Source organism: Xanthobacter sp. ZOL 2024, from assembly GCF_052932325.1.
This window is the reverse complement of sequence record NZ_CM128808.1, coordinates 3,679,418-3,699,632: the sequence shown is the minus strand read 5'-3', so window position 1 is coordinate 3,699,632 and position 20,215 is coordinate 3,679,418. Positions and strand designations below refer to the sequence as shown.

General features: G+C 68.9%; 20 protein-coding genes. 11 read left to right on the top strand and 9 right to left on the bottom strand.

The features are described from left to right. Nucleotides 1-3 precede the first annotated feature (3 nt). Together ACU4E7_RS16885 and ACU4E7_RS16880 are read left to right on the top strand one after the other, a co-directional pair. Nucleotides 4-1,590 (top strand): bifunctional aminoglycoside phosphotransferase/ATP-binding protein, encoded by a 1,587-nt coding sequence (locus tag ACU4E7_RS16885; protein WP_447019552.1) that lies wholly within the window; start codon nucleotides 4-6, stop codon nucleotides 1,588-1,590. Nucleotides 1,591-2,133: 543 nt separating this feature from the next. Beyond that, nucleotides 2,134-2,892, top strand: coding sequence for a tetratricopeptide repeat protein (locus ACU4E7_RS16880; protein ID WP_447021656.1), 759 nt, complete (start codon nucleotides 2,134-2,136; stop codon nucleotides 2,890-2,892). A gap of 74 nt (nucleotides 2,893-2,966) precedes the next feature. On the opposite strand, the gene ACU4E7_RS16875 is transcribed toward ACU4E7_RS16880, so the two are convergent. From ACU4E7_RS16875 to ACU4E7_RS16865, 3 genes are all read right to left on the bottom strand, one after another. Beyond that, nucleotides 2,967-3,791, bottom strand: a complete 825-nt coding sequence (locus ACU4E7_RS16875; protein WP_447019551.1) for a group III truncated hemoglobin — start codon at nucleotides 3,789-3,791, stop codon at nucleotides 2,967-2,969. Nucleotides 3,792-3,969: 178 nt separating this feature from the next. Next, nucleotides 3,970-4,149 (bottom strand): hypothetical protein, encoded by a 180-nt coding sequence (locus tag ACU4E7_RS16870; protein WP_238122788.1) that lies wholly within the window; start codon nucleotides 4,147-4,149, stop codon nucleotides 3,970-3,972. A gap of 162 nt (nucleotides 4,150-4,311) precedes the next feature. After that, on the bottom strand, nucleotides 4,312-4,683 hold the full coding sequence (locus ACU4E7_RS16865; RefSeq protein ID WP_447019550.1) for a hypothetical protein: 372 nt from the start codon (nucleotides 4,681-4,683) through the stop codon (nucleotides 4,312-4,314). A 316-nt stretch (nucleotides 4,684-4,999) separates the two neighbouring features. On the opposite strand from ACU4E7_RS16865, the gene ACU4E7_RS16860 reads away from it, so the two are divergent. Then, the gene (locus ACU4E7_RS16860) at nucleotides 5,000-5,638 is read left to right on the top strand and encodes a cytochrome b/b6 domain-containing protein (RefSeq protein WP_447019549.1); all 639 of its coding nucleotides are present in this window, start codon (nucleotides 5,000-5,002) and stop codon (nucleotides 5,636-5,638) included. 75 nt (nucleotides 5,639-5,713) lie between these two features. Here the strand turns inward: ACU4E7_RS16860 and ACU4E7_RS16855 are convergent, their stop codons facing one another. Both ACU4E7_RS16855 and ACU4E7_RS16850 read right to left on the bottom strand, forming a co-directional pair. Beyond that, nucleotides 5,714-6,145, bottom strand: a complete 432-nt coding sequence (locus tag ACU4E7_RS16855; RefSeq protein ID WP_447019548.1) for a c-type cytochrome — start codon at nucleotides 6,143-6,145, stop codon at nucleotides 5,714-5,716. 133 nt (nucleotides 6,146-6,278) lie between these two features. Beyond that, nucleotides 6,279-7,031 (bottom strand): competence/damage-inducible protein A, encoded by a 753-nt coding sequence (locus tag ACU4E7_RS16850; RefSeq protein WP_447019547.1) that lies wholly within the window; start codon nucleotides 7,029-7,031, stop codon nucleotides 6,279-6,281. A gap of 169 nt (nucleotides 7,032-7,200) precedes the next feature. Between ACU4E7_RS16850 and ACU4E7_RS16845 the strand changes: the two genes are divergently transcribed. The 8 genes from ACU4E7_RS16845 to ACU4E7_RS16810 all read left to right on the top strand — a co-directional run bounded on the left by ACU4E7_RS16845 (nucleotide 7,201) and on the right by ACU4E7_RS16810 (nucleotide 15,328). Next, nucleotides 7,201-8,616, top strand: a complete 1,416-nt coding sequence (locus ACU4E7_RS16845; protein WP_238122793.1) for a circularly permuted type 2 ATP-grasp protein — start codon at nucleotides 7,201-7,203, stop codon at nucleotides 8,614-8,616. A 132-nt stretch (nucleotides 8,617-8,748) separates the two neighbouring features. After that, nucleotides 8,749-9,699: an alpha-E domain-containing protein gene (locus tag ACU4E7_RS16840; RefSeq protein ID WP_238122794.1), complete on the top strand. Its 951-nt coding sequence runs from the start codon at nucleotides 8,749-8,751 to the stop codon at nucleotides 9,697-9,699. 48 nt (nucleotides 9,700-9,747) lie between these two features. After that, nucleotides 9,748-10,572 carry a transglutaminase N-terminal domain-containing protein gene (locus ACU4E7_RS16835; protein ID WP_447019546.1) on the top strand — a complete coding sequence of 275 codons (825 nt, stop codon included), beginning with the start codon at nucleotides 9,748-9,750 and terminating at the stop codon, nucleotides 10,570-10,572. A 140-nt stretch (nucleotides 10,573-10,712) separates the two neighbouring features. After that, nucleotides 10,713-11,525: a phosphate ABC transporter ATP-binding protein PstB gene (gene pstB, locus ACU4E7_RS16830; RefSeq protein ID WP_447021655.1), complete on the top strand. Its 813-nt coding sequence runs from the start codon at nucleotides 10,713-10,715 to the stop codon at nucleotides 11,523-11,525. A 131-nt stretch (nucleotides 11,526-11,656) separates the two neighbouring features. Continuing rightward, nucleotides 11,657-12,091: an HIT family protein gene (locus tag ACU4E7_RS16825; protein WP_238122796.1), complete on the top strand. Its 435-nt coding sequence runs from the start codon at nucleotides 11,657-11,659 to the stop codon at nucleotides 12,089-12,091. Between the two features lies 1 nt (nucleotide 12,092). Then, entirely contained in the window at nucleotides 12,093-13,100 is a 1,008-nt protein-coding gene (locus tag ACU4E7_RS16820; RefSeq protein WP_447019545.1) for a beta-ribofuranosylaminobenzene 5'-phosphate synthase family protein, read from the top strand. 232 nt (nucleotides 13,101-13,332) lie between these two features. Then, the gene (locus tag ACU4E7_RS16815) at nucleotides 13,333-14,469 is read left to right on the top strand and encodes an ATP-grasp domain-containing protein (RefSeq protein WP_447019544.1); all 1,137 of its coding nucleotides are present in this window, start codon (nucleotides 13,333-13,335) and stop codon (nucleotides 14,467-14,469) included. Between the two features lie 34 nt (nucleotides 14,470-14,503). Then, nucleotides 14,504-15,328 (top strand): triphosphoribosyl-dephospho-CoA synthase, encoded by an 825-nt coding sequence (locus ACU4E7_RS16810; protein ID WP_447019543.1) that lies wholly within the window; start codon nucleotides 14,504-14,506, stop codon nucleotides 15,326-15,328. Between the two features lie 7 nt (nucleotides 15,329-15,335). On the opposite strand, the gene ACU4E7_RS16805 is transcribed toward ACU4E7_RS16810, so the two are convergent. The 4 genes from ACU4E7_RS16805 to dsbD are packed head-to-tail and all read right to left on the bottom strand — an operon-like array spanning nucleotide 15,336 to nucleotide 20,116. Next, entirely contained in the window at nucleotides 15,336-16,889 is a 1,554-nt protein-coding gene (locus ACU4E7_RS16805; protein WP_447019542.1) for an AMP-binding protein, read from the bottom strand. 56 nt (nucleotides 16,890-16,945) lie between these two features. Continuing rightward, nucleotides 16,946-17,653, bottom strand: coding sequence for a L,D-transpeptidase (locus ACU4E7_RS16800; protein WP_337927144.1), 708 nt, complete (start codon nucleotides 17,651-17,653; stop codon nucleotides 16,946-16,948). A gap of 6 nt (nucleotides 17,654-17,659) precedes the next feature. Further along, nucleotides 17,660-18,304, bottom strand: coding sequence for a DsbA family protein (locus tag ACU4E7_RS16795; RefSeq protein WP_447019541.1), 645 nt, complete (start codon nucleotides 18,302-18,304; stop codon nucleotides 17,660-17,662). A 24-nt stretch (nucleotides 18,305-18,328) separates the two neighbouring features. Then, on the bottom strand, nucleotides 18,329-20,116 hold the full coding sequence (gene dsbD, locus ACU4E7_RS16790; protein WP_447019540.1) for a protein-disulfide reductase DsbD: 1,788 nt from the start codon (nucleotides 20,114-20,116) through the stop codon (nucleotides 18,329-18,331). Nucleotides 20,117-20,215 lie beyond the last annotated feature (99 nt).

Here is a 20,215-nt window from a genome sequence, read left to right as displayed (position 1 = left end):
GCCATGGAGCCCAATCCGTCCCGCCCCGCCGCTTTGGGCGGCGACCATGTGGTGGCCGACCAAAGCGCGGTGTTCGCGCTTTTGGCCGATCCCGCCACCCACCATCTGCCGCCGGGCACGCCCGTCACCCGCATCGACACCCACGGGGCGGTGGTGTTCCTCGCCGGCGACCATGCCTACAAGGTGAAGCGGGCGGTCTTCTTTCCGTTCATGGACTTCTCAACCCTCGCCAAGCGCCAGGCGGCCTGCCTGGCGGAGGTGGCCATCAGCGGCGCCAATGCGCCCGGCCTTTATCTCGGTGTCGTGGCCATTACCCGGGCCGGCCCCGAGCTGCGCCTGGACGGCAGCGGCGAGGTGGTGGAGTACGCGGTCCATATGCGCCGGTTCGACACGCGCCAAACCCTCGATCGAGTGGCCAGCGAAGGCGAACTCTCGCCCCAGCTCGTGACGGATCTGGCGGCGGCTGTCGCCCGTGCCCATGCCGGCGCCACCGAGGATCGAACCCGCGATGCGGTGTCCCCGCTCGCGGGCTATCTGGCCGACAACCGGGCCGAGTTCACCCATCACCCGGAGCTGTTCGCGCCGGCCGATGCGGCGTCGCTCGCGGAGGCCATGGAAGCCGAGCTGGCGCGCCTCGCGCCCCTTCTGCAGGCCCGCGGCGCCGTGGGCCTCATCCGGCGCTGCCATGGCGATCTGCATCTCGCCAATATCGTCCTGCTGGAGGACCGGCCGGTCCTGTTCGATGCCATCGAGTTCAGCACCGACATCGCCACCTGCGACGTGCTGTACGACCTCGCCTTTCTGCTGATGGACCTGTGGCAGCGCGGCCTCGTCAGCGCCGCCAATGGGGTGCTGAACCATTATCTGTGGGCGCGCCGGGACGATCTCCAGCTCGACGGCCTCGCCGCCCTGCCCTTCTTCATGGCGCTGCGGGCGTGCATCCGGGCCAAAGTGGAGGCGGCGGGGCTCGCCCACCTCTCCGGTGCCGGCCAGGAGGCCGCGCGGCGCCGGATCACCCATCTGTTTACCGTTGCGCGTGCCCTGATCGCCGGTGAGGGGGCGGACACGCTTCCCCCGCGGGCGCTTCCGCCCGGCTTGACGGGTGCGGGGCCGCGACTCATCGCCATCGGCGGGCTCTCGGGCAGCGGCAAGACCACGCGGGCACTAGAGTGGGCCCCCTACACCGGTCGCGCGCCCGGGGCGGTGGTGATCCGCAGCGATGTGGAGCGCAAGCGGATGTTTGGCGGGCCGCTGACCGCCCCCCTGCCCGCTGAGGCCTATGCGGCGGCCGTCACCAGGCAGGTTTACGCGGAGCTGTGCGAACAGGCGCGCCGCATCCTGGCGACCGGGCAGAGCGTCATCGTCGACGCCGTCCATGCTCATGCCCAGGAACGGGGCGCCATCGCCGCGGTGGCGCAGGCGCTCCACCTGCCGTTCGTGGGCATCTGGCTGGAGGCACCGCTGGCGGTGCGGGTGGAGCGGGTGACGCAACGCCAGGGCGACGCCTCCGATGCGGATGCCGACGTGGCCCGCCGCCAGCAGGCCTATGATCTGGGGTCCGTGGACTGGCTGCATTGGCAGAACGCCTGATTCAGCGGGCCGGAAACCTGATTTTTGCGCCTCAGGGGAACGATTAGTTCACATACCCCACGGACAATGCGGTTCACGTCGCTTCGCGCGCGAGTCGCGGGGAGCGACGCCGCTACCGGTTTCTACGCAGATTGCCGAGTTTGCCACCAAATCGACCCAAAAGCGGGGAACCACCGGAGCCGCAGACCATTCCATTCGCGGGAGAAGCCGCAAGGGAGCCATGACGCGCGCATCACACCGTCCTTACGGACCTCGGCCCGTTCCCGTCCGCAACGCGCCCAGCCGGGCGCAGGCGGGCCTGCGCGGAACCGGATGCGGTTCGCTCGCTCCCCCGGCCGCCCCAGGAGACATCCAATGACCTGGCTCGATCGCCTGACGGGCAAAGCCACCGAGGATGCCGAGATCGCCGAGGACCGTTCTATGTCGACTGCCGCAGCCGAAACCCTGACCCACGACGACACCGTGCCCACGCCAGAACAGGCCGCCCCCGCGAGCCCCGCGCCGGAGGCCGAGACCTCGGCCCCGGAGAGCCCGGAGGCGCAGATGCAGACGGCGCTCGAAGCGGCTCAGCGTGGCGATTACGAAGCGGCCCTGGCCATCTGGGAACCACTCGCCCGCGAAGGCAACGGCCGCGCCCAGAACAATATCGGCGCCTGCTTCATCGATGGTCTGGGGGTCGACCCCAATCTGGAGCTCGCCCGCGAGTGGCTGGAGCTGGCCGCCGAGGCCGGTGATCCGGTTGGCCGGCGCAACCTTGCCACCCTGTGCCTCAAGGGTGAGGGCGGTCCACGCGACCTGGAGCGCGCGCTGGAGCTCTATCGCCTTGCCGCCACCGATGGCGATGCCCCGGCCCAGGATCGGCTGAGCCGCCTGCTGTTTGAAGGCGAGGTGCCGCCGGCCGATCCGCAGGAAGCCCGGCGGTGGGCCCAGGCGGCCGCCGACCAGGGCGTGGCAAGCGCCATGACCCGGCTGGGCCTGATGATTCATCTGGCCATTGTCGACGGCCAGGAAACCGAGCACGACGAGAGTGTCGCCGCCCAGTGGTGGCGCCGCGCCGCCGAGGCCGGTGACGCCGATGGGCAGGCGCTGCTGGGTGCCGCTCACCACCTGGGCGTCGGGGTGCCACGGGATCGGGTGTCGGCCATGGCGTGGCTGCTGCGGGCGCGGACCGGTGGCAGCCCCCTCGCCGACCGCTTCTTCGATGCGGTGCACGCCACCCTGAGTCCCGAAGAGGAAGCGGCCGCCGAGCGCCGCGCCACCAGCAGCAACGAGGCGGCCACCGGCGAAGCCCAGCCCGCCTGATCCGCGGCGACGACAACACACGCGGCGTCGCGGCCGGTGGTGGCCACCCCTACGACGGCCCCGCGATCGGCTGCTCACACGTCCTGACGGGGTACCGGCACCGGATGAGGCCTGTGAGGATGCCCCGGCGCGTGCGAGTGGGCGTGCGGATGCCCCACATCCATGCCGCCGGGCGGAAAAAGCCCGGCCTGGAAGCAGGTGCTCATGTGCTCCACCTTGGCGATGGCGCGGGCAGCGGCCACGGCCGGCAGCACCCGGTGCGCGGTGGCGCTGAACAACGCCACCCAACGGGTGAAGTGCTCCGGCTTCAGATTCAGGCTCACATGGGCGGCGAACGGCATGCCGGAATAGCGCTGCGTGCCCAGCAGCGTGCGCGACCAGAAATTCTGCACCACGCGATAATGCTCATCCCAATCGGGAATGGCGGCAGCGAAGACCGGCCCGAGCACCGGATCGGCGCCGGCGGCACCATAAAACTCCTTCACCAGCCGCTCCAGGTCCGCCTCGCTGACCTGCATCTCATCGGCCGTCGAGGCGCGATCCGGCCAGGAGCCGGCGCGATCGGTGACGAGGCCGGCCAGCGCCGTGGCGGCCGGGCCTGTGCGGTCCACCGTGTTGAGCGGCGGGTTCAGCTCTCCCACCAGTTCCTTCAGCGCCGAAGTGCGCAGGCGCCCATTCGGGCGCTCCATAAAAAAGAAGCGATCGGCCACCGCGGTCTCTGCAGGCAGGATCTCACGCACCGCCTCGGCCGCCACCGCCACGCTCTCACCCTCCCCCACGTAGAGCGGAAAGGCACGACCGCCGATGTCCTTGGCGAGGATGAAGAGGCCGGGCACGTCCGGCGCTTCGTCGAGCGCCTTACGGGGCGCGATGAACTGCACGCCGGCGAACACCGCCACCGCTCCGTCCGCGGAAGGCAGCGCGCCCCGGCCGTGCGCATTCCGCCCCGCGGCCTCACCTTGTGCCGACGCGCCGCGGCGCACCCCTGAGCCTTCGCTGGATCGCCTCATGCCTTTCGCCTCCACCATTGTGGCCCACGGCTCCAAACCGTGGGCAGGCCGCCGCCGCGCCCGGAGGCTAGGCCTTGTCCGGCCCCGTCTCGTCCTTGCCGGGCCCCGGGTTCTGCGCCACCAGCCGCAGGCCACGGCGGGAGCGCTCCACGGCGCGGCCCGTCTTCAGCCAGGGCGCCTGGATGCGCACCGCCGTGCCGGGCACGAAACGGGGCATGATCGGCGTATCGCCAGTGTCACGGGCCATGACCATCCTTCCCCGCCGCGCCCGCAAGGGCCGCAAGCGTTCGGCAAAGAAACTATATGACGAAAGCTAGGAGAGCCGGGGGCGTGCGGCAAGTCGCCCGCAGGGTTCCCGCCGCACAAATTATGCTCAAGCGCAAAATTTCATCACCGCAACCGTGGCGGGTCACGCGGCGGGGGAGGCCCCCGACGGCGGCAAGGCGTCGGGATCCGGCGATGCGGTCTCCATGACGGCCGAGATGAACGCATTGATGCGGTTGAAGGCCCCCACGCACAATTGGTCGGCGGCCACCAGGGATTCCGCGGCGGTCTTGGTGTCCTGATTGATATGCGCGGTCAGCGCCGCCACCAGCTGGTTCTGGCCGATGACGAGGCTGCGCAGCCCCAGCAGCAGATGATCGAACTCGGATTTGGCCAGGGCCACCTTCAGCGGAACGTCGCCCGCCAGATCCTTCCAGCGTTCCAGCGCCTCGGGAGAAATCTGAATCTGCACAAATGTGGGCTCCGCGACGGCGGCGCCCTCGGTCTCGTCAGTCATGGCCATCTCACGCAATTCAATAATGAAACACTGCCCGCCGACGGCGACACACGCCCCCTTCGGCGACCCATGGCGCGCGCGGGCCGAGGCATCGGCCCTTCACGCGCAAATACAAATCGAGCTTAGCGCGTTCACGTGGCCCGCGCAGCAAGAGTTGGCGCGCCGATCACGTTTGCGCCAGCGCATCTTCTTCCGCACGGGGATGTCTTATAGAGCTACCGCACTGCAACAGAGCGCGTCGCGCAGAGCCAAAGGCCACACCATGACAAAGCACGTGGACCCAGATGCCCTTTCCGAGGCCGGCGCCAGGCGGTGGGTGAGGGTTTGGGATCTGCCCACCCGGGCCTTCCATTGGAGCCTCGTGGCCCTGGTGGCCACCTCCTATGTCACCGCCCGCAATGGCTGGATCGACTGGCATTTCTATGCGGGCTACGCGATCCTGACGCTTGTTCTGTTCCGCATTCTGTGGGGCCTGGTGGGCAGCGATACCGCCCGTTTCGCGCGCTTCGTGCGCGGCCCCAAGGCGGCGCTGGAGCATCTACGGCACCTGATGCGGCGCGCCCCTGACGATGAGGTGGGCCACAATGCTGCCGGCGCGGCCATGGTGGTGGCCCTGCTGGCGCTGCTGCTGTTTCAGGCGGGGTCCGGCTTGTTCGCGTCCGATGGCCTGTTCACCGAGGGGCCCCTGGCCCATCTGGTCGGCGCCGACTGGAGCGACCGCATCACCGGCTGGCACGGTCTCTCGTTCGATCTCATCGCCATTGCGGTGGCGCTGCATGTGGTCGCCGTGCTGGCCTATGGCCTGCTGCTGCGACACGACCTGGTCCGCCCCATGGTGACGGGCTGGAAGCGGTTGCCCGCGGGCATCGCCGCCCCGCACATGGCTCCGGCCTGGCTGGCGCTGGGCATGTTGGTCATCGCCGGCGGTGTGGTCGGCGCGCTCGTGTGGCTGTGAGGCTGCCGGACGTCGAAACGCCCTCCCACAGCGCAACGAAAAAGGGCGGAGCCGGATGGCTCCGCCCTTTGCGCATCAGCGGGACTTGAAGCTCTGGTGGCACGCCCGGCAATTCTCCGCCACGGCGGTGAAGGCGGCCTTGAAGCCATCGGCGGTGGTCGCCTTGCCGGCGTTGTCGGCCACGGCCTTGTCAAACTTGGCGATGGCCGCGTCGAAACCGGCCCGATCGCTCCACACGGCGGCGGTGGCCTTGGTTTCCCCCTTGTCGGAGCCGGGTGGGAACAGCTTATCGAAGCCGACCATCTTGTCCTTGTAGGTGGCGAAGATGAGCTCGGCCTTCGCGGCGTCGAAGGGCACCTGCCCCTTCAGCATGGACGCACCGATATCAGTCTGCTCGCCAATGGCCTTCATCGCCGCGCGGCGCTGCTGGATCACATTGGTCTGAGCGGTAGCGGCGGTGGCGGCGAGGACACCGACCAGCGCAGCGGCAATCAAGGGGACACGCATCTTCAGCTCCAGTGAGGATTCGGAAGCGGTGCCACCTTACAGATATTCCAGCCTGACCATATTGCAGTGCGGTCACGGTTCCGCGAGCGCCTGAGCGGCCATTTGCCGCCCAAGACTTTCGGCGGAGCCGACCTCAGGCGGACCTTGCGTAAGATGCCACCATTTTGCGCACGGCTGCACCAACTTCCGCCAGCAGTCCGGGATCGCGCGCCCGCACCACCAGATGGGTGTTGAAACGCCCGTCCTCGTCCCGAAACGGATAGGAACCGATGGTGGCCTCCGGATAATCCGCCGCAATGGCCGCAAGAGGCGCGGCGATGTCGCCTTCGCCGGTGTTGGCCAGCACCGTGTCCGACAACATGGGGCGGCCCTTTTCCAACTCCGGCAGCACCGCCTCGAGCATGGATTGCATGATGCGCGGCACCCCGGCCATGACGATCACATTGCCCATGCGAAAGCCGGGCGCCTTGGACACCGCATTCACCACCAGCGAGGCCCCATCGGGAATGCGGGCCATCCGCAGGCGGGCCTCGTTGAGATCCTTCTCCGCGATATATTCCAACAGCATGGCGCGGGCGCGGGGGTCCACGTCGATGGAGACGCCGAAGGCCTTGGCGATGGCGTCAGCGGTAATATCGTCGTGGGTGGGGCCGATGCCGCCAGTGGTGAAGACATAGGTGAAGCGATGGCGCAGCGCGTTCACCGCCGCCACAATGTCCGCCTCCACATCCGGAACGATGCGCACCTCACGCAGATCGATGCCGACTTCGGTCAGCCGCTCGGCGATGTGGCCGATGTTCTTATCCTTGGTCCGGCCCGACAGCACCTCGTCGCCAATGACGACCAGTGCAGCGGTGACCAAATGCGCGCCGTCTGCCTCACCCATAACGCACCTCGTGCCGCTTTATGCAGCAATTGACCCCGATCTGCCCACTTCCCGCCCACAAGCAAAACGCGAGCGCCGCAGTCAGGAAGCCTTCCCCCTTTATCACTTCTTTGGCACGATGTTTGTAGCGTTCTGAAAACACACCTGCGGACGTGGAGTGACAGTTCCAATGCGGCAAGCCTTCGACGAAATGTCCAGCATTGATGGGCAAGTGCGGCCGGCCTACGAGACTCTGCAGCATTGGCTCAGCTCCGTCCCACAAGACGTGCTGGCCCACCGCCGCCAGGAGGCGGAATACATCTTTCGTCGGATCGGCATCACCTTTGCCGTCTATGGCGAGCAAAACGCCCAGGAACGGCTCATTCCGTTCGATATCGTGCCCCGCATCATCACCAAGGACGAGTGGAGCCGGCTCTCGAAGGGGCTTGAGCAGCGGGTCAAGGCGCTCAACCACTACATCCGGGACGTGTACACCAAGCGCGAGGTGCTGCGCGCCGGCGTGGTGCCCGAGGATCTCGTTTACAAGAACCCCGCTTTCCGGCCCGAGATGAACGGCCAGCGGGTGCCGCACGATCTTTATGTGCACATCGCCGGCATCGACATCGTCCGCACCGATCCCGACACCTTCTACGTGCTGGAAGACAACGCCCGCACCCCCTCCGGCGTCTCCTACATGCTGGAGAACCGGGAGATCATGCTGCGGCTGTTCCCCGAACTGTTCTCCATGCACAAGGTCGCGCCGGTGGAGAATTACGCCGACGACCTGCTCGCCACCCTGCGCTCGCTCTCGCCCAACGGCGGGCATGAGCCCAACGTGGCCATCCTCACCCCCGGCATCTACAACTCGGCCTATTACGAGCACTCGTTCCTGGCCGACAAGCTGGGCGTGGACCTGGTTGAGGGGCGCGACCTGTTCGTGAAGGATTGCACCGTCTACATGCGCACCACCGAGGGGCCGAAGCGGGTGGACGTGATCTATCGCCGCCTCGACGACGACTTCCTCGATCCTCTGGCCTTCCGCCCCGACAGCGTGCTCGGCGTGCCCGGGCTCATGAGCGCCTACCGCGCCGGCAACGTGACCCTCACCAATGCGGTGGGCACCGGGGTGGCGGACGACAAGGCCGTTTATTCCTACATGCCCGAGATCATCCGCTTCTATCTCGGCGAAGAGCCTCTGCTGCCCAACGTGCCCACCTGGCGCTGCCGCGAGGCCGACCACCTGAAATATGTGCTGGAACACCTGCCCGATCTGGTGGTGAAGGAAGTCCACGGCTCCGGCGGCTACGGCATGCTGGTGGGCCCCGCGGCCGACAAGATGCAGATCGAGAAGTTCCGCGAGAAGCTGATCGCCGATCCCGACAACTTCATCGCCCAGCCCACGCTGGCCCTCTCCACCTGCCCCACCCTGGTGGAAAAGGGCATCGCGCCGCGCCACGTGGATCTGCGCCCCTTCATCCTCTCCGGGTCCGACAAGGTGCGGATCGTGCCCGGCGGGCTGACCCGCGTGGCCATGAAGGAGGGCTCGCTCGTCGTCAATTCCAGCCAGGGAGGCGGCACCAAGGACACCTGGGTTCTCGACGCCTGAGCTTCCCCATGGCGCGGGGCCGCCGGACGCGCTCGCCGTCCGCGGACCTGCGCCGGGAAGCGGTCTCGCGCCGCTCCGCCATCGAGACTTCTTTGAAGGGCCTCGCCACTTCTCCTTCCGGATGGGTTCCCCATGCTTTCCCGTACCGCCGACAATCTCTACTGGCTCAGCCGCTATGTGGAACGCGCCGATTGTCTCGCGCGCATTCTCGATGTGTCCCAGCGTCTTGCCTACACTCCGGTCACCTACGGCGGCTCGACCAATGAATGGGGCTCGGCCGTCCTGACCGCCGGCTGCGCGGACATGTTCACCGAGCGCTACGGACCCCTCGACGACGCCAAGGAGGAGGACGTGGTGTCGTTCCTGGCGTTCGCGCCGGAGAACCCCGCCTCCATCCGCAACTGCTTCGAGGTGGCCCGCACCAATGCCCGTTCGGTGCGCACCGCGCTGACCTCCGAGATGTGGGACGTGATCAACTCGGCCTGGATCGAGCTGCGCAATTTCCCCAACCGGTCGCTGACCCGCGACGAGCTCTCGCGCTTCCTGGCGTTCGTGAAGGAAACGTCGCTGCGCTTCGATGGCGCCACCTTCCGCACCATGCTGCGCAACGACGGCTATTGGTTCGCCCGCTCCGGCGCGCAGCTGGAGCGCTCGGACAACACCGCCCGTATCCTGGACGTGAAGTATCACGTGCTGCTGCCGGAGAAGGAGCACGTGGGCGGCCCCCTCGACTATTTCCAGTGGGCATCCATTCTGCGTTCCGTCTCCGCCCTCACCGCCTTCCACTGGGTCTATCGCGACAGCGTGAAGCCGTGGCTGGTGGCGGATCTGCTGATCCTGAACCGGCAAATGCCGCGCTCCCTGGCCGCCTGCTACGACAGCCTGGCGCGCAATCTCGACGACATCGCCTCGGCCTATGGCCGCCAGGGTCCCTCGCAAAGGCTCGCCCGGTCCATGCTGGCGCGGCTCAGCAACCGCTCCATCGAGGATATCTTCCAGGCGGGACTGCACGAGTTCATCTCGGAGTTCATCTCGGACAACAACAAGCTGGGCGCGGCGATCACGGAGCAGTATCTCACCTGAGAGGGCGCTTGTGTCCGCCACGCCCCCACGCCTTCTTGAGGTTTCCTCATGCGCGTTCGCATTCGTCACGAGATCACGCAGCACTTCGAGCCCGGCAGCCGCAACCTTTCGGTCACGGTGCGCCTCACGCCGCGCTCCCACGAGGGCCAGTTCGTCCAGCGCTGGACCCTCGACCTCGATTCCGATTGCCGCCTGTATCCGCAGGAGGACGCTTTCGGAAACCTCTGCCATGCCTTCACCGTGGAAGGCCCCGCCGAGAAGGTGGCGGTGACGGCCGAGGGCGAGGTGGAGACCACCGACACCACCGGCATCGTGCGCGGCACGGTGGAGCCCTTTCCGGCCGCCCTCTACCTGCGGCAAACCGATCTCACCCATCCCACCGACGACATCATCGCCTTCGCCGACGCGATTGCCCGCTCGAAGGATCCGCTCATTCAGGCCCACACCCTGATGGTGGCGCTGCATGAAGCGGTCAGCGAGGGGGAGGGCTCGGCCCTGGGCGGCCCGCTCACCGCCGCAGATGCCCTGGCGGCAAAGAAGGCGTGTTCCGGCGGCATCGCCCACGTCTTCACCTCCGCGGCCCGCCATCTCGGCTTCCCCGCCCGCCACATCTCCGGCTATCTGGCCGTCGACGACGTGGGCGCGGCGCGCCACTGGGCGGAACTGCATGTGCCAAAGATCGGCTGGGTCGCCTTCGATTGCGGGCGCAATCTGTGCGCCACCGAGAATTACGTGCGCCTGGCGGTGGGTCTCGATGCCCTGGCCGTTGCACCGCTGCGCAGCACCGGCGCCGATTGCCTGGAAAAGGTGACGGCCTGCGACGGGCGCGCGCCGCCGCGGCTCGCCCAGGCGCAGAGCCAGAGCCAGAACTGACCCCCGCGCGTCCCCGCGCCGCAAAGCACGGGGATGACGCGCCGGAAAATGTCGATCGCCGAAAAAGTGTCATAAGGACATCCGGGACAACCTCCATGATATGGTCGATGACGACCACGCGGAGGAGCGCCGTGATGTCCATGCACACGCCGCCTGTACCCCAGGTCGGAACCTCGAGCCACGCCCCCTTCGGCGCGCGTCCGGTGAAGCTCGAGGCCCGGCATGTGAATTTCTATTATGGCAGTCAGCTCGCCCTGCGCGATGTCTCCATGCCGCTCTTTGCCAATCAGATCACCGCGCTGATCGGGCCTTCCGGCTGCGGCAAGTCCACCCTGCTGCGGGTCTTCAACCGCATGTATGAGCTCTATGCCGACCAAAGGGTGGAAGGCGAGGTGCTGATGGACGGGCAGAACATCCTGTCTCCCGCCCTCGACCCGGCCGCCCTCCGGGCGCGCATCGGCATGGTGTTCCAGAAGCCGACGCCGTTTCCCATGTCGATCTATGACAATGTGGCCCTGGGCATCCGCCTCAATCGCGCGCCACCGGAAGCCGAGGTGGCGGTGGAGGTGGAGCACGCCCTGCGTCAGGCGGCGCTCTGGGACGAGGTAAAGGACCACCTCAAGGAGAGCGGCCTTAGCCTCTCCGGCGGCCAGCAGCAACGGCTCTGCATCGCCCGCACCATCGCCGTGCGGCCGGAGGTGATCCTGCTCGACGAGCCGTGCTCGGCCCTCGACCCCATCAGCACCGCCAAGATCGAGGAGACCATGCTGGAGCTCAAGGCGCGCTATACGGTGGCCATCGTCACCCACAACCTGCAGCAGGCGGCTCGGGTCTCCGATTTCACCGGCTTCATGTATCTGGGCGAGATGGTGGAGTTCGATGCCACCGACCGCATCTTCACCCGCCCCCGGCAGAAGCAGACGCAGAATTACATCACCGGCCGCTTCGGCTGACGCCCCGTCCCCACCGGACGCCGCGCCTGCGACGTGGCGGCGCGGCAGCGGGAGGGCGCACCGCGCCCGCGGGGCCTTGACCCCTCCGCCCGCCCCTGCGATGTCCTTTCCGCAATCAGGAGGACGCCAGAATGAGCGATACGCCGGCTTACGATCCCAATAACATCTTCGCCAAGATCCTTCGCGGCGAGCTGCCGGCGCACAAGGTCTATGAGGACGACAAGGCGTTCGCGTTCCTGGACATCATGCCGCGCTGTCCCGGCCACACGCTGGTGATCCCCAAGGCGCCGGCCCGCAACATCCTCGATATCGCCCCCGATGACCTCGCCCATGTGGCCAAGGTGGCGAAGACCATCGCCATCGCCGGCAAGGCCGCGTTCGCTGCCGATGGCGTCACCGTGCAGCAGTTCAACGAGGAAGCCGGTGGCCAGGTGGTGTTCCATCTGCATGTGCATGTGATCCCCCGGCACCTCGGCGTGCCCATGAAGCCGCCGGCCAGCGAGATGGAGAAGCCGGACGTTCTGGCCGAGCACGCGGCCCGGCTGCGCGCCGCGCTCGGGCAGTAGCATGGCGCTGCCGGCAGCGGTGCGTGTGCGGGCCCCGGCCCGCCTTCATCTCGGCTTCCTCGACCTCGGCGGCGCCCTGGGGCGGCGGTTCGGAAGCCTCGGCCTGACCCTGGAGCGGCCGCTGACGGATGTCACCGTCGCCCGCGCTCCCGTCGACAGCGCGGAGGGGCCGGACGCCGCCCGCGCCGCACGGGTGCGCGATCGCATGCGCACCGCGCTCGGCCTGGAGGGGGCGTTCGCCGTGCGGGTCGAGTCGGCGCTGCTGGCGCACGGCGGGCTGGGCTCCGGCACGCAGCTCGCGTTGGCGGTGGGCGTGGCCCTGGCCCGCCTGTGCGGACAGTCCCTCGATGCGCGCGCCGTGGCCACCGTCATCGGCCGCGGACTGCGCTCGGCCATCGGCGTCGAGGCCTTCACCCAGGGCGGTATCATTCTCGACGGTGGCAAGCCGACCGATGTCGCGTCCCCGGCCGCGGCCCTGCCGCCGCCGTTGCTCTCCCGTTTGCCCATTCCCGCCAACTGGCGGGTGGTGCTGGTGTTCGACACCAGCCGCGAAGGCCTCTCCGGCGAAGCCGAGACCCGTGCCATGGCGGAGCTGCCGCCCTTTCCCGAGGCGCTGGCGGCGCATCTCTCTCACCTGATGCTGCTGCGCGCCCTGCCGGCCCTGGCGGAGGGAGACATCGCCACCTTCGGCGCGGCCATCGGCGAGTGGCAGCGCGCCCTTGGCGATCATTATGCGGCGGCCCAGGGGGGTGGGCGATTCTCCAGCCCGATGGTCGCGGACGCGGTCGCCTTCATGGAAGGCCAAGGCTTTGCGGGTGTGGGGCAAAGCTCTTGGGGGCCAACGGGTTTCGCGCTGGTGGGCGATCCATCGCAGGCGCAGCAACTCGTTGAGGTCTTGCGCCATCGCTTTGCATCGTTCACAAACCTGACATTCGATTGCGTGCCGGGAAATAATCACGGTGCCGAAATCCGTGTCATGGACGCGGAGGCCTCCAGGGGCGGCGTGTAGGCCGCACGGCAGGCCTGGGGCGTCATTCATCCGCCCCATTGCCGCACCGTCAGGGCGGATGCGGACATGTGAAGCCCCTGGGCCATGGCCCGCGGGGGGTCTTCAGTCCACTGCGTCGTCGTTGCCCCCGCCGACGCCCATGAATGTAATGAACCAGTTTGGGCCGCCCGATCGGTGAGCGTCTGCGCCGGGTCAGGCGGGTGGGTCCAGGGAACAAGGCAGGCCGATCAGCATGGATCTCGCACTCATCGCCCTCTCCGCGCGGCCGCTGGCCGCCAGCGCCGCACGGGCCGGGTTCGCCGCCCTCGCTCTCGACTTGTTCGCCGATCTGGATACCTGCGCTCATGCGGCGCGCTGTGTCCGGGTCCACAAGCGCAATGGCTATGTGTTTGACGGCGACGATCTCATCCAGGCGCTCAAGCACCTGGCCCCGCAGGGCCTGCCGGTGGTGCTCGGCGGCGGCCTTGAAGACGACATCGACCTGATGACGCGCATCGCCGCCCGCAATCCGCTGCTCGGCAATTCGCCGGAAACGGTGCGGATGCTGAAGGATCCGGAGGCGCTGTCGGCGCTCTGCGGCCACCTGGGTGTGCCGTTCCCGGAGATCAGCACCACGGCGCCGCAGCCCGGCCAGTTCGCCGGCGTCACCATTCTAGAAAAGAAGGTGGGCGGGGCCGGGGGCGCCCACATCCGCCGGCGGTCCCCGGGGGATCTCAGCCCGCCGGAGGCTGGCTATTACCTGCAACGCGAAGTGCGCGGCGAACCCTATTCCCTGCTGATGCTGGCCAACGGACGGGAGACCCGGGTCATCGGCGCCTCGCGGCAGTGGCGCGACAACCATCCCGCGCACCCGTTCCGCTACGGCGGCGCGGTGGGCCCGGTGGCGCTTCCGGAGCGCTTTGCCGAGGCCATGTGCGCCGGCGCCGAGAAAATCGCCCTCGCCTGCGGCCTGGTGGGCCTCATCTCCATGGATTTCGTGGTGGCCGAGGACGGCTGGCACCTGGTGGAGGTCAATCCCCGGCTCGGTGCCACCCTGGACATTTTCGACGTGGACCCGCTGCCGCCACTGCTGGGCCTGCACCTCGCCGCGTGCGGCGGGCGGCTGCCGGAGTCCGTGCCGGCCCCGGCCGAAGCACATGCGGCCTGCGTGCTCTATGCGGAGCGCGACCTGCTGGTGCCGGCCTGCGCCCTGCCCGAGACCGTGTCCGATCGTCCGCCGGCTGGCGCCGCCATCCCCTGCGGCGCGCCGGTGTGCACGGTGCGCACCACCGGGCCGACGCCGGAAATCGCCCGCGCGCGCCTGGCGGAGGTCATGGCCGACGTGCGCGAGCAGCTCGGCCTGCAGCCGGTGGCCGAACCGGCCGCCTGATCCCCTTTCACCGCGCCATCAAGGAAACCCGTCCGTGTCGCCGGATGCCGTCGCCCGCCTGTTCGCGGCCGCCTGCCGGGCCGAGCTTTCGGCCCTGAAGCCCGGCAACGTGCATGTGTTCGCCGCCGGACACGGCATGGACGTGTCCCATTTCGAGCGGGCGGCGGAGGCCGCCGCCGCGGTCATCGCCCGTCCCGGGCTGGCGGTGGGCGAACGGATCCGGCGGGCGGTGGATGCCTCCCTGGCGGTGGCCGGCTGCAACACCAACCTCGGCATCATCCTGTTGACCGCGCCCCTCGTCGCCGCAGCGCTGGAGGCCGGCGCCACACCGTTGCGCGACCGTCTGCGCGCGGTCCTCTCTCACCTCACGCAGGCCGATGCGCAGGAGGCCTTCCACGCCATCGCCTCCGCCAATCCCGGCGGGCTGGGCGCGGCACCGGAAGCCGATGTGCACGCCCCCGCGCGGCTCGATCTGCGCGCGGCCATGGCCATTGCCGCCCACCGCGATCGCATCGCCGCGCAATACACCAACGACTATGCCGACGTTTTCGAGCTGGCGATGCCGCACCTCCTGGCCACGCCGTTCGCGCCGGCGGCCATCGAGGATGCCTATCTGGCGCTGCTCGCCCGATGGCCCGACAGCCATATCGCCCGCAAGTTCGGCGCCGCAACCGCCGAGCAGGTATGCCAGGAGGCGCAGGCGCTTCGGTGCCAGCTGGCCGGCGCGACGACCACTGAGCGTCGCGCGGCGCTGGCCGCCAGTGACGCCAGCCTGAAGGCGCGTGGCCTCAACCCGGGCACCACCGCCGACCTGACCGTGGCGGCCATTCTGGCGGCGGCGCTAAGCGCGCCGGCCTGAGGGGCTCTCAGCGCTGGAGGGCGCGGCGCATCACCTTGCCTGAACCCGTATGGGGCAGTTCCTTGAGGAACACCCAGGCCCGGGGCCGCTTGTAGTCGGCGAGCCGGCTCGCCACGTGGGCGTCCAGCTCCGCCTCGCTGACCTCCGCCCCCTCCTGCAGCACGAGAAAGGCGGTGATGACCGAGACCTCCCCTGCCCGCGTCTCGCGAACCGCGGCCTCGGACACGGCCGGATGCTCGACGATGGCCCGCTCCACCTCCTCCGGCGCCACACGGTAGCCGAAGGCGTTCATCTGATCGTCGGCCCGCCCGTCGTACCAGAGATAGCCATCGGCATCGAAATGCCCCACGTCGCCGGTGACGAACCAATCGCCCCGCATGGCCGCCGCCGTCTCCTGCGGCAGGCCCCAATAGCCCAGCATCAGCCCCGGGTCGGAGCGATGCACGGCGATCACGCCGGTGGCCTCGAACGGCAGCGGCTGCTCGGCGTCGCTGGCCGCGGCATCCAGGGGCAGGATGGCGATGCGCCGGCCCGCCTGGGGCTTGCCCGGGCTGCCGGGCTTGGTGGGCACGGTGGGGCTCGACGAGACGTAAGTGGAAATCTCGCTCATGCCCAGCGCCTCATAAAGCGGTCGCCCGCTGGCGCGCAGCCACTCCTGGTGGAGGGTGGGCTTGAGCGCCTCGCCGGCGGTCAGCCCGTGGCGCAGTGTGGGAAAGCGATGGGGCGTCACGTCGGCATATTTCAGGATCCGCCGATAAAGACCGGGCACCGCCGCCATGAGGGTCGCGCCGGTGGCCTCCAGAAGGTCGGGCCAGGCCTCTGGCGGGCGCTCGCCCAGATGGACGATGCTGGTGGCCCCCAGGGCCCACGGGTCCATGAGGCCCACTCCCAGCGTATAGGTCCAGTTGAAGGCGCCGGCGTGAAACAGCCGGTCACTGGCTGTCATGCCATACCAGCCTTCGCGCATGGGGATGCGCCCCAGCACCACCCGCTGGGCATGGGCCACGCCCTTGGGCCGGCCGCTGGTGCCGGAGGTGTAGACGAGAAAGGCCAGGTCATCCGCCGCGGTATCGGCGAAGTCCACCGCCGGCCCGGCACATAGCCGGGCGATGTCGGCCGCCCGGAGCACCCGCACCGCGCCGCCGGGCAGCGCCGTCGGCATGGAGCAGGATCCGTCGCCGATCACCAGGAGCGCCCCGGAATCGGCCAGGATGAGGTCCACCTCATGGCTGGTGAGCATGGTGGAGGTGGGAATCGGCGCCAGACCGGCGGCGATGGCGCCGAAGAACAGCAGCGGGAAGGTGGAGGTGTTGCCGACCCGCAGCAGCACGCGCTCCCCCTTGCCGAGCCCCAGGCTCGCGAAGCCTCCGGCCACCTGCGCCACCGCCCGGCGCAGCTCGCCATAGCTCCAGCTCTCGATGATCCGCCCCGTGGGGCCTTCCGCCACCAGGAGGGCGGGCTTGCCCGCGTCGGCGCCACTGTCGAGGCAGTAGCGCGCGAGGTTGAACGGCGCATCGGCGGAAAGACGCGGGGTGGTGGGCGAGAGGGATGGCTGGCTCATGGGGCGATCATGGCCCGCCGGACCACTGCGCCGCCACCCCTTTCATGTCCGCGCGCTCAGGATGTGGCCGCCACCGGCAGCACCACCACCTTGGCGCCGTTGGGCACGCGACGATAGAGGTCGATCACATCCTGATTCATCATGCGGATGCAGCCGGATGAGACCGCCTCGCCGATGGACCAGGGCTCGTTGGTGCCATGGATTCGGTAGAGTGTGTCTTTGCCGTTCTTGAACAGGTAGAGCGCCCGGGCACCGAGTGGATTTTCGGCGCCGCCGGCCATGCCGCCCGACCACTTGGCGTATTTCTGCGGCTCACGGGCGATCATGTCGGAGGTGGGCGTCCAGCGCGGCCATTCCTTCTTGTAGGCCACATTGGCCCGACCGCTGAATTCCAGCCCCTCGCGACCGACACCGACCCCATAGCGCAGGGCCATGCCGCCTTCCTGCACGAGATAGAGGTAGCGGCTGTGCGGGTCCACCACCAGCGTGCCCGGCTGTTCGCCGGTGGGGTCCTTCACCAGCCGGCGCATATAGGCCGGCTTCAGTTCGTCCATATCCACCGCCGGCACGGTGAAGGGCTCGCCGCCGACGGCGCCGTAACGGGCCACATCGGAGGGGGAGACACCCGGCGGCAGCCCGGCCCGGGTATCCGGCTGCGGTGTGCCCGTGGTGGTGCAGGCGGCAAGGCCCAGGGGCAGGCTCACCAGGAACAGGCGACGAGACAGGGCCAGGGGTTCGGCCGACATGATCGAAGATACCCGCATGCGGTCTCACTGCTCCTCGGCCTGGCGACGGCGGGCTTCCGCGACGATGCGCTTGAAGCTCGCATAGTCGAGGGTGGAGGCCTTCAGCGGCCCCACCAGATAGGTCGGCGTGCCCCTCAAGCCGAGCGAGTCCGCCTGGGCGAGATTAGCCTTCAGCACTGCGACAATCTCAGGGCCATGGGCCTGCAGATCGGCATCGAGCCTCGCCATGTCGACCCCCGCCCCCTTGATCGCCTCCAGCATCTGCTCTTGCGGGATGCGGCGCCCGGGAATGGCCATCAGCGCGTGATGCACCGCGTCATACTTGCCCTGATACTTGGCGGCGAGGGCCATCTGGGCGCCATAGACGGACGCCTCGGTCAAGATCGGCCAATCCTTGTAGACGACCCGGATCTTGCCATCCTCCTTGACGATGCGCGCCAGATCGGGCGCCGATGTCTTGCAGTAGGGGCAGTTGTAATCGAGGAAGGCGACGATGGTGACATCGCCCTTGGGGTTACCCCCGGTGGGCACCCGCGGATCGTTGAGGATGCCCTCCACATCGATGGGCTGGGATTGCGGCTCGGGCTGGGACTGGGCCAGGGCTGGCCACGGTGCGGCGCCCATGGCCAGAGCGGCGAGGCCAAAGGCGAGCAAGTCTCTGCGTTTCATCGTCGTCTCCGATGGAAATGGGGATCAGGCGCCGGCGCCGAGCCGGCGGGTGAGGTCCTCCGCCGTCAGCGGACCGGTGATGCGCGAGCCGGGGACTTCCCGTCCCGCCGCGTCGAGCAGCACCACGGTGGGCGGGCCCACAACGGCATAGCGCTCCATCAAGGCCTTGGCGGCGGCGTCATAGGTGGTGATGTCGGCGGCGATGATCGGCACCCCGGCCAGCTGTTGGCGCACCGCCGGCTCGGCCATCACCGCCTCATTGGACTTGCACACCGTGCACCAGGCGGCGGTGAAGGTGACCAGGGCCGGGCGATCGCCGGCATTGGCCTTGAGCGCCTCTTTCAGCCCCTCGAGGCTGGTCACCCGCAGCTCGGTCGTAGGGGCTTCGGGAGCGGCGCCGCTCGACAGGAAGGCCAGCGGCCGCAGCGGATCCTGCGCGCCGCCGCTGGCGCCCAGAACCAAAGCAACGCCATAGACCGCACTCACCAACCCCGCCGCCTTGCCCAGGCGCGGCCGCCAGCCGCTGGCCGCCGTCAGGTGATCGAAGCCGCCGAGGAAAACCGCGAGGCCCAACGCCAGGGCGCCCCACAGCGCCAACGTCTGCGGCCCCGGCAACAGGCGCGTCACCAGCGAGGCGGCCACCACCAGGAACACCACGCCGAACACCTGCTTGACCCGCGCCAGCCACGGCCCCGACTTTGGCAGCACCCGCGCGCCGAACAGACCCACCGCGATCAGCGGCAGCCCCATGCCGAGACCCAGCATGAACAGGGCCGCCGCCCCGGTGAGGGCCGCGCCGCTGCCAGCCGCATAAAGCAGCGCCGCCGCGAGCGGCGGGGTCACGCACGGCCCCACCACCAGAGCGGAGCCGAAGCCGAGCACCGCCGCGCCCGCCAGCGAGCCACCCGGGCCGGCATGGCCGCCGGCAAGGCGCGCCGCCAGCGCCGGCGGCACCTGCAGCTCGAACAGGCCAAACATGGAGAGGGCCAGCGCCACGAACACCGCCGCAGCAAGGCCAAGGGCCCATGGCGTCTGCAGGGCGGCCTGGAGGTTCGCGCCCGACCAGCCCGCCACCAGCCCCAGCAGGCCATAGGCCAGCGCCATGGCGATCACGTAGGAGGTGGAGAGCGCGACGCCCCGGCGTGCCGACAGCCCTTCACCGGAGCGGGCGAGCAGGCCCGAGAGGATGGGAATCATGGGAAACACGCAGGGCGTCAGCGACAGGAGCACGCCAAAGCCGAGGAAGGCGAGCAGCATGGGCCCCAGCCCGCCGCGCAACAGTGCCGCCGGATCGCTCCAGGTGGAGCCCTCGGAAGCCGGCGCGGCCACCGGCGCAACAGCCGGCCCGGCGGCGGATGCGGCGGTGGCTGCAACCTCGGCTGCGGCGGAGCTGGCCGCGTCCCCCACCACCGGCGCGGCAGCCCGGGTGCTCAGCGGATCCGCCGGCACATCGCTCACCGCAAGGGTTTCCAGATCGATGGCGCGGGCGAGCGGGGGATAGCAGATGCCCTCGTCCGCGCAGCCCTGAAACGTCACCACCAGCCGACCCTTGGCGGGCGCATCCCTGACGGTGCCATCCACATAGCCGTGGTAGACGTCCACGCGGCCGAAATTGGGATCGTCCTTCTCGGTGCCGGGCGGCAGGGTCAGCGGCGCCACATGGCCATCGACGCGCGCGCCGAGGCTGTCGCGATAGAGATAGGTGCCGGGCGCGGCGGTCCAGATCACCGTCAGGTCGCCGCCGGCGCCGCGGGTCGCGGCCACGGAGAAGACCGACCCGGCGGCAGGCGGCTCGGCGCGCGTCTGCGCCATCGCGAGACTGGCCCACGCGCTGCCCGCGACCAGTGCGACAAGCCACGCAAGAACCTGAGCTGAAGGGATGAGTCTGCGCATATTGCCGGCGCCTCCTTG

Excerpts from the sequence above, each read along its gene's own strand:
- ACU4E7_RS16885 (WP_447019552.1), top strand. The coding sequence starts at position 4 with ATGGAGCCCAATCCGTCCCGCCCCGCCGCTTTGGGCGGCGACCATGTG.
- ACU4E7_RS16880 (WP_447021656.1), top strand. The coding sequence starts at position 2,134 with ATGCAGACGGCGCTCGAAGCGGCTCAGCGTGGCGATTACGAAGCGGCC.
- ACU4E7_RS16870 (WP_238122788.1), bottom strand. The coding sequence starts at position 4,149 with ATGGCCCGTGACACTGGCGATACGCCGATCATGCCCCGTTTCGTGCCC.
- ACU4E7_RS16865 (WP_447019550.1), bottom strand. The coding sequence starts at position 4,683 with ATGACTGACGAGACCGAGGGCGCCGCCGTCGCGGAGCCCACATTTGTG.
- ACU4E7_RS16855 (WP_447019548.1), bottom strand. The coding sequence starts at position 6,145 with ATGCGTGTCCCCTTGATTGCCGCTGCGCTGGTCGGTGTCCTCGCCGCC.
- ACU4E7_RS16850 (WP_447019547.1), bottom strand. The coding sequence starts at position 7,031 with ATGGGTGAGGCAGACGGCGCGCATTTGGTCACCGCTGCACTGGTCGTC.
- ACU4E7_RS16845 (WP_238122793.1), top strand. The coding sequence starts at position 7,201 with ATGCGGCAAGCCTTCGACGAAATGTCCAGCATTGATGGGCAAGTGCGG.
- ACU4E7_RS16840 (WP_238122794.1), top strand. The coding sequence starts at position 8,749 with ATGCTTTCCCGTACCGCCGACAATCTCTACTGGCTCAGCCGCTATGTG.
- ACU4E7_RS16835 (WP_447019546.1), top strand. The coding sequence starts at position 9,748 with ATGCGCGTTCGCATTCGTCACGAGATCACGCAGCACTTCGAGCCCGGC.
- pstB (WP_447021655.1), top strand. The coding sequence starts at position 10,713 with ATGCACACGCCGCCTGTACCCCAGGTCGGAACCTCGAGCCACGCCCCC.
- ACU4E7_RS16825 (WP_238122796.1), top strand. The coding sequence starts at position 11,657 with ATGAGCGATACGCCGGCTTACGATCCCAATAACATCTTCGCCAAGATC.
- ACU4E7_RS16820 (WP_447019545.1), top strand. The coding sequence starts at position 12,093 with ATGGCGCTGCCGGCAGCGGTGCGTGTGCGGGCCCCGGCCCGCCTTCAT.
- ACU4E7_RS16815 (WP_447019544.1), top strand. The coding sequence starts at position 13,333 with ATGGATCTCGCACTCATCGCCCTCTCCGCGCGGCCGCTGGCCGCCAGC.
- ACU4E7_RS16805 (WP_447019542.1), bottom strand. The coding sequence starts at position 16,889 with ATGAGCCAGCCATCCCTCTCGCCCACCACCCCGCGTCTTTCCGCCGAT.
- ACU4E7_RS16800 (WP_337927144.1), bottom strand. The coding sequence starts at position 17,653 with ATGCGGGTATCTTCGATCATGTCGGCCGAACCCCTGGCCCTGTCTCGT.
- ACU4E7_RS16795 (WP_447019541.1), bottom strand. The coding sequence starts at position 18,304 with ATGAAACGCAGAGACTTGCTCGCCTTTGGCCTCGCCGCTCTGGCCATG.
- dsbD (WP_447019540.1), bottom strand. The coding sequence starts at position 20,116 with ATGGCGCAGACGCGCGCCGAGCCGCCTGCCGCCGGGTCGGTCTTCTCC.